The sequence below is a fragment of the Chromobacterium sp. LK1 genome, from assembly GCF_001043555.1.
Classification (GTDB): domain Bacteria; phylum Pseudomonadota; class Gammaproteobacteria; order Burkholderiales; family Chromobacteriaceae; genus Chromobacterium; species Chromobacterium aquaticum.
In genome coordinates, this window is sequence record NZ_LDUI01000033.1 from 111,469 (window position 1) to 118,395 (window position 6,927).

6 protein-coding genes, 3 tRNA genes, 1 rRNA gene and 1 riboswitch are annotated in these 6,927 nt (G+C 57.0%); of the genes, 4 read left to right on the forward strand and 6 right to left on the reverse strand.

Annotated elements, in window-relative coordinates; genetic code table 11:
* Positions 1-3: 3 nt before the first annotated feature.
* The 6 genes from VI26_RS15230 to VI26_RS15255 form a co-directional block, all read right to left on the reverse strand.
* Positions 4-573, reverse strand: coding sequence for a TMEM165/GDT1 family protein (locus tag VI26_RS15230; protein ID WP_048410593.1), 570 nt, complete (start codon positions 571-573; stop codon positions 4-6).
* 9 nt (positions 574-582) lie between these two features.
* Positions 583-757: riboswitch (yybP-ykoY riboswitch) on the reverse strand.
* A 34-nt stretch (positions 758-791) separates the two neighbouring features.
* On the reverse strand, positions 792-1,250 hold the full coding sequence (gene mscL / locus VI26_RS15235) for a large conductance mechanosensitive channel protein MscL (RefSeq protein ID WP_048410594.1): 459 nt from the start codon (positions 1,248-1,250) through the stop codon (positions 792-794).
* A 72-nt stretch (positions 1,251-1,322) separates the two neighbouring features.
* Positions 1,323-2,171: a DMT family transporter gene (locus VI26_RS15240; protein ID WP_048410595.1), complete on the reverse strand. Its 849-nt coding sequence runs from the start codon at positions 2,169-2,171 to the stop codon at positions 1,323-1,325.
* Positions 2,172-2,260: 89 nt separating this feature from the next.
* Positions 2,261-2,336 (reverse strand) — tRNA-Asn (locus tag VI26_RS15245).
* A 19-nt stretch (positions 2,337-2,355) separates the two neighbouring features.
* A tRNA-Asn gene (locus tag VI26_RS15250) sits at positions 2,356-2,431 on the reverse strand.
* A gap of 34 nt (positions 2,432-2,465) precedes the next feature.
* Positions 2,466-2,541: transfer RNA gene (locus VI26_RS15255), tRNA-Asn, on the reverse strand.
* Positions 2,542-2,734: 193 nt separating this feature from the next.
* On the opposite strand from VI26_RS15255, the gene VI26_RS15260 reads away from it, so the two are divergent.
* The 4 genes from VI26_RS15260 to VI26_RS15275 all read left to right on the forward strand — a co-directional run.
* Positions 2,735-3,769 (forward strand): folate-binding protein YgfZ, encoded by a 1,035-nt coding sequence (locus VI26_RS15260; protein ID WP_048410596.1) that lies wholly within the window; start codon positions 2,735-2,737, stop codon positions 3,767-3,769.
* 104 nt (positions 3,770-3,873) lie between these two features.
* Entirely contained in the window at positions 3,874-4,179 is a 306-nt protein-coding gene (locus tag VI26_RS15265) for an H-NS family nucleoid-associated regulatory protein (protein ID WP_048410597.1), read from the forward strand.
* A 166-nt stretch (positions 4,180-4,345) separates the two neighbouring features.
* Positions 4,346-6,049, forward strand: a complete 1,704-nt coding sequence (locus VI26_RS15270) for a hypothetical protein (RefSeq protein WP_048410598.1) — start codon at positions 4,346-4,348, stop codon at positions 6,047-6,049.
* A 385-nt stretch (positions 6,050-6,434) separates the two neighbouring features.
* A 16S ribosomal RNA gene (locus VI26_RS15275) occupies positions 6,435-6,927 on the forward strand; the annotation flags it as partial.

A 6,927-nucleotide genomic window follows, 5' to 3' on the forward strand; every position in this document is an offset into this window, starting at 1 on the left:
CTCTCAGAGCTGCAGCGGGGTCAGCAGGGTGATGACGCCCAGGCCCGCGAACAACAAGGCCGCTACGGTGTGCACCAGCTTTTGCGGCAGCTTCTTGGCGGCCACCTCGCCAAGTAGCACGGCGGGGACATTGGCCAGCATCATGCCCAGCGTGGTGCCGGCCACCACCAGCAGCAAGGCCTCGGGAAAGCGCGCGGACAGGGCCACGGTGGCCAGTTGGGTTTTGTCGCCCATCTCTGCAATGAAGAAAGCGATACAGGTAGTGCCGAACACACCGAAGCGCTCCAGCAAGCGACTGTCTTCGTCCAGCTTGTCGGGAATCAGCATCCAGCCGGCCATGGCCAGGAAGGAAAGCCCCAGGCCCCAGCGCATGATGTCCGGGCCAATCTTGCTCATCAGCCAGTGTCCAACCGCGGCGGCGGCGAAATGGTTGAACAGGGTGGCGACGAAAATACCAAGGATGATAGGGGTGGGCTTGCGGTAACGGCCAGCCAGCATCAGCGCCAACAATTGGGTCTTGTCGCCGATTTCAGCCAGGGCAACGATGCCGGTAGAAATGAGAAAGGCTTCCATGAGGACTCCGGGGGCTGCGCATACGCCATGACAAGCCTGCGCCGCAGCCCCGCGTTGCGCAGACATGTCATGGGTCTTGCCAAACGGAAGTCTTCGTCGCATGCACCATGGCCGTGGCGGCCAAGTGTGTTGATGCATGCCGGCGCTGTCATCCGCGCCGAGGCTACTCCCCCAGAACCCGGCGATTGTAAATCAGGCGGGGGTTCGCGGCAATCGTCTCACTGCAGCTGCGATGTGCACTGCGGACAGCGGGAAGCTTTTTCCGGAATGCTGGACGCGCAGAACGGGCATTCCTTGGTGGCGGGAGCCGGCGCGGCGGCGGGTTCTTCCCGTTTCAGCCGGTTGATGGCCTTGACCAGCATGAAAATGGCGAAGGCGACGATGGTGAAGCTGACCATGGCATTGATGAACAGGCCGATATTCAAGGTGACCGCGCCGGCTTGCTTGGCGGCCGCGACCGATACGTAGGGGCCGGCCTGCTTGCTGCCCTCTTTCAGTACGAAGAACAGATTGGAAAAATCGACGTTGCCGATCAATAGGCCGATGGGCGGCATGATTACATCGTCGACCAGCGATTTGACAATGGAACCAAAGGCGCCGCCAATGACCACGCCGACCGCCAGATCGATGACATTGCCTTTCATGGCAAATTCTTTGAATTCTTTGATAATGGACATGGTTAACCTCTGTTTAAATAGCGTTAAGTATTATAAGGCATCAGCCTGCCGTTTCTCTATAGCCGCAAACCATCATGCGGTGGAAACGGCGCGGCTTGGCAGGCTGCCTAATAAGGCGCCGCCCAGGATCAAGACAATGGCGCTGGCGGCAACGGCATTGAGCTGACCTTGTCCACTGCCTATCAGCAGCAGGGTGGATAGCAGCGGCGTGGCATAGGACAAGGACCCGATCTGCCGCGGATCGCCTTCCTTCAGCGCGCGGTCCCATAAAAAGAAAGCGCCGCCCATGGGGCCGATGCCGAGCAGGATCAAGGACAGCCATTGCGTCTGGCTTGGGGCGACGCTGGGTTCGAACAGGCTGTGGCACAACAGGGACAGCAAGCCAGACAGCAGGCAGAAACCGCCGACCGCGCTATTTGGGAAGCTGGGCAGGCGACGGGTCAGCAGGCTGAATGTCGACCATACGATGGCGGCGGCGATGGCCAGTAAATAACCACCGAGATGAGCGCCGGACAGCGCGAACTTGCCACCGCTGACGATCAGCGCGGCTCCGCAGAAACCCAGGATGCCGGCCAGGATGTGGCGGCCGTGTAGCACGGTGCCGGGTAACAGGATGGGCGACAGCATGACGATCAGCAGTGGCCATAGGTAATTCAGCAGATTGGCCTCCATGGCCGGTGCGTGCCTGAACGCGAAGAAGAGCAGGAAGTGATAGCCAAACAAGCCATATACGCCGACCAGCAAGGTACGTGGCGGAACTTTCCAGTCACGGTAGCGGCGAATGCTGAGCAGGCTGCCGATCAACAGGCACATGCCGACGACAAAGAAAGGGGGCAGGGAGCGGGTCTGGGCGCCAAGCGTCGCCAGCGAGGCCCAGAGCAGAATGGCGCCGCCGGCAAAGGCAATCGGTCTGGAAATCATTATTATTCCAAGTAGGTGGGTGCACCGATTGTAAGGCGGAAGCTGAAACGGAAAAAGCCACAATCTGGCGATTGTGGCTTTTAAAAATCTGGCTCCCCGAGCAGGGCTCGAACCTGCGACCTGCGGATTAACAGTCCGTCGCTCTACCAACTGAGCTATCAGGGATCATCATGCGCTTGTTTTTTGGCTCCCCGAGCAGGGCTCGAACCTGCGACCTGCGGATTAACAGTCCGTCGCTCTACCAACTGAGCTATCAGGGAATAAAAAACCAGCAATTCTCAAACGAAGCCGTATTGGCTCCCCGAGCAGGGCTCGAACCTGCGACCTGCGGATTAACAGTCCGTCGCTCTACCAACTGAGCTATCAGGGATTTGAGTGAGGGCGAACTATAGCTTCAGCCCGCTTGGCTGTCAACACTTGGCGGCGGAAAATCGCAGATGGCGCTATGGCGGTGCTTGCCGGCCCTTGAGGGCGGCAAATCCCGAGTGGCGACGTGGATGGGGGCGCGTTAAAATTTCAATCATTGCCAATGCGGACAAGCCCGCGTTTTTAAGGTGGATTAAATGAATCTGGATTGGAAGCTTGCGTTGAGCGAGCGAGCGGAACTGGCGAATAATGCCGCTGGCGAATTAAATGCCCGTATCAGTCAACTGGAAGCGCTGAAAGCCGGCGCCGCGCTGGCGATTCTGGATGATCGTAAAGTCATTCAGGTGGCGGGAGAGGATGCCGAAGCCTTTTTGCAAGGGCAACTTTCCAGCGATGTGCGCGAGCTGGCTGATGAAAGCCGTGCTCAATACAGCAGCTACTCTTCGGCCAAAGGGCGGATGCTGGCCAGCTTTCTGGCTTGGCGCAGCCAGGGTGTCTTTTACTTGGCGGTTTCTGCGGATTTGGCCGACTTCGTGGTCAAGCGGCTGAGCATGTTCGTGCTGCGCTCCAAGGTCAAGGTATCCATTGCCGACGATCTGGTCTTGGTCGGAGTTGGCGGCATGGTCGCGGCGGAAGCCTTGGGTCTGGACCCGGCCTTGGTGGCGGCGGTGACGCCGCGCGGCGTGCTGCCTACGCCGTCGGGACGCTTGATCGCCCTGCCCGGAGCGGGCTTCATGCTGGCGGCGGAAGCCGAGGGCGCGGCTATCGGTGAGAAGTTGCTGCAGTCGAGCGCGCTGATCTCTTCGGAAGTTTGGGGCTGGCGCGATATTGATGCCGGCATTCCATGGCTGACTTTGTCAACGCAAGAACAGTTTGTGCCGCAAATGGCGAATATGGAATTGATTGGCGGGGTAAGTTTCAAGAAGGGCTGCTATCCGGGGCAGGAAATCGTCGCGCGTTCCCAATATCTGGGAAAAATGAAGCGCCGCCTGTTCAAGGTTTCATTCCAGCAATTTGCGCCGGTAGGGACCAAGCTTTTTAGCCCAGGCGTTGCGGGACAATCGATTGGCATGATTGCGGCGGTCTGCCAGGTGGCCGCCGAGTGTTATCAAGGCTTGGTCGTTGTTCAATTCCAGGCATGGGAGGATGGCATTTATGCCGATGAAGCTTGCACTATAAAGTTGCAGCAACTGGAACTGCCCTATTCGCTGAATGAAGACGCGGCAAATTAATTGCTGATTTCTGTTGCGCTTCCTTGACTTGATGGGAATGGCTTGGCTACATTACCATCTGTAATGCACCACTACTCTTAAAAAATATATTTGGGAACATGCTAATGGAACTGTCGAAATTGGATTTTACCCAGCTGGTGGCTTTGCGCGCCGACGTCGAAGCTGAAATCAAGCGCCGCGAAAGCGAAGAAAAGTCCAAAGCCAAGAAGCAGATCATCGAACTGGCTCGCGCCTATGGCCTGAGCGTGGAAGAAGTGCTGGGCAAAACCGGCGGCGTGCGCAAGCCGGTGGAAGCCAAGTATCGCCACCCGGCCAGCCCGGAACTGACTTGGACCGGCCGCGGTCGCAAACCGGTTTGGGTTCAGGAGTGGATTTCCAGCGGCAAGGCGCTGGAAGCTCTGGCTATCTAAGCCATCCGTCGTTTTATTCCGGATTTCGAAGGCGCCTGTCATGGGCGCTTTTTCTTTGTCCGGCCGCCTGCGGTCTGGCTTGATGCTTGCTATAAATGGATGTAGCGTTCAAGCTGTTTCGCGTTGTGATCTGGGTGTGCTGACATTGTCTTGAGAGTGGGCGGCTATGCTGGATTTTTTTTCAAGAGGGGCCAAGGGGCGTTCGGATCCACTGGCCAATGCCGAGGCGGCCAGGGAGTTTGTCGCAGCCTTGAAGCAGGAGTATGGCGCAGCCGCGCATGAGCGCGTGGTGGCTTTGCTGACGCCGTTGGAATTGGATTGGCACAATATTACAGTGGACCGCGTCGAAGCGCTGCTAGCGCTAAACCAAGAGACCGAGCCTCTGCATGAGAGTCTGTGCGCGCAATATCTATTGAATACGCGGATGCCCAAGGCGCTGGAAGCGCAGCTGAGAAATCAGATACTGGCATATGGAAAATGCTTTATCGATAGTTATCAGCATGTGCTGACAGTTGACGCCGATTCGGTGGAGGGCTCCAAAGTGCTGACCCTGCTGCCTATCGTGTTGTCCCGGATGATGTCTTATCTAGGCGAGCATGCGCGCTGGCATTGGGTGCGAAACTTTAACCCGGAGCCTGCTTTTTGGCTGGGTGTTAACCAATTGTATTGGTTTGCGGAGCACCATGGCTGTGACTCCGTTCCCGTGTTTTTATTTGGTGATGGCCGTCCGGCGACGACGGTGCAAGATCAGTTTCTGATTCTGCATATGCTTGCCGTATTGAGCGGCGGGAATCTCAGCGGTCGACAACTGCATTTCGCTTATCAGTTGCTGCAGGTATTGAGCAACCGCATGTCTTTATCGAGAGTGTATTCGGATCATTCCAGTTTCGGCGTGTCGCTGAATGGCCCGCACTCCGCCGCTCGGGTGAGTGGCGGCTTGGTGGATGAGGCCGCGCGTTATTGGGGGACGGCCGACCTGGTTGAGATCCTGCACGGCTGGAGCATTGTGCTGGATGCGGGCAGGGTACCGCCCGAGATCAAGCGGCTGATGGAGCCGGGGATTGATGCCAATGCCTTGCGCTTGTTGATGCGGGAATGGTCACCGCAGCAAATGCGATTTGAGCGCGCGGAGCGTGTGCCGGTTTCTGGTCAAAGCATAGAAGTTGCTTATCGCCTGCCGGTGCTGCACCGCTTGATTCGGGCTTTGGACGAAGCCAAGCAGCAGGAGCCGTCGGAAGAAGGCGGCTTCGACGATGCGGCCAATATCCGCATCTATGGGTTTGTCACCACCAGAAAAAGAGATAAAGGCGTGCCTTTGTCGATTAATGTCGGCGGCGAAGCCGCGGTGCCTCCATTGAAAGAGGAGTTCTCGCGCTGGGATGTCGACAATATCAGCCAGACCGGCCTGGGCGTGACCTTAAAGGCGATGGGGAATGAATGGGTAGGCCTGGGGGCCTTGGTTGGTTTCCGGGAGAAGTCCGTCGATAGCTGGAGCCTGGGCGTGGTGCGGCGAGTAAAGCGCACTTCGCCGGATCAGATCTATCTGGGGCTTGAAACCCTGAGTCGTCGACCAGTGGCGGCATCGCTGCGGCCTACTGATGTCCGCCTGATAGACCCCACTCTGCCTCCGGAGCAGGTATGGCTGGCTGGCCACATCGCGCTATTCGTGCCGTGTCAGAAGGCAGGCAAGGTCATCAATGCGCTGCTGCTGCCCCTCTCCTTATATGTGCACGGCAAAGAATTTTATATGACGGCCAAAGGAAAGCACTTCCAACTATCTCTCGGCAAGGTGATGGATAAGGGAAGTGACTGGTGCCTGGTTGAGGTCGAGTTGGTGAAAGCCTTGGAGAAAATGCCTGTCGTGCTGTGATGCGCGGATGGAATGCAGGAAAGTGCCGACGGGTCGGAGTCTCTCTCCGGCCCGTTTTGCTAGGTGTTTCGCGGGTGTGATGGGGGGGTATTCAATACCCTCTATGGATATCTATTGCTGTATCAATGGTTTGGGGTGTGTGACCCGCTTTTGTTGCGGTTTTTGTGGTGAAAGGTGTTGACGGGTGAGGGGGCGTGACGTATAGTTCGCCTCCTCAGCAGACAACGCAGCGACGGAAACGAAACGCAGCGACTGCACTGATCTTTAACAGAACGAATAACCGATAGGTGTAAGTGCTCGGTCGATGACCAAACACTTGCACTGCAAGACGAGAAATGTCTCGATGTTTCTTTGATCTTGCGTGCCAGAAAATTTGCTTGGAATTGAACTGAAGAGTTTGATCCTGGCTCAGATTGAACGCTGGCGGCATGCTTTACACATGCAAGTCGAACGGTAACAGGGTGCTTGCACCGCTGACGAGTGGCGAACGGGTGAGTAATGCATCGGAATGTACCGTGTAATGGGGGATAGCTCGGCGAAAGCCGGATTAATACCGCATACGCCCTGAGGGGGAAAGTGGGGGACCGCAAGGCCTCACGTTATACGAGCAGCCGATGTCTGATTAGCTAGTTGGTGAGGTAAAGGCTCACCAAGGCGTCGATCAGTAGCGGGTCTGAGAGGATGATCCGCCACACTGGGACTGAGACACGGCCCAGACTCCTACGGGAGGCAGCAGTGGGGAATTTTGGACAATGGGCGCAAGCCTGATCCAGCCATGCCGCGTGTCTGAAGAAGGCCTTCGGGTTGTAAAGGACTTTTGTCCGGGAGCAAATCCCAGTGGTTAATACCTACTGGGGCTGAGAGTACCGGAAGAATAA

What these genes read in the sequence shown, in the direction of transcription:
- VI26_RS15265 (WP_048410597.1), top strand. Translation starts at nt 3,874, where the DNA reads ATGGAACTGTCGAAATTGGATTTTACCCAGCTGGTGGCTTTGCGCGCC.
- VI26_RS15270 (WP_048410598.1), top strand. Translation starts at nt 4,346, where the DNA reads ATGCTGGATTTTTTTTCAAGAGGGGCCAAGGGGCGTTCGGATCCACTG.
- VI26_RS15240 (WP_048410595.1), bottom strand. Translation starts at nt 2,171, where the DNA reads ATGATTTCCAGACCGATTGCCTTTGCCGGCGGCGCCATTCTGCTCTGG.
- VI26_RS15260 (WP_048410596.1), top strand. Translation starts at nt 2,735, where the DNA reads ATGAATCTGGATTGGAAGCTTGCGTTGAGCGAGCGAGCGGAACTGGCG.
- mscL (WP_048410594.1), bottom strand. Translation starts at nt 1,250, where the DNA reads ATGTCCATTATCAAAGAATTCAAAGAATTTGCCATGAAAGGCAATGTC.
- VI26_RS15230 (WP_048410593.1), bottom strand. Translation starts at nt 573, where the DNA reads ATGGAAGCCTTTCTCATTTCTACCGGCATCGTTGCCCTGGCTGAAATC.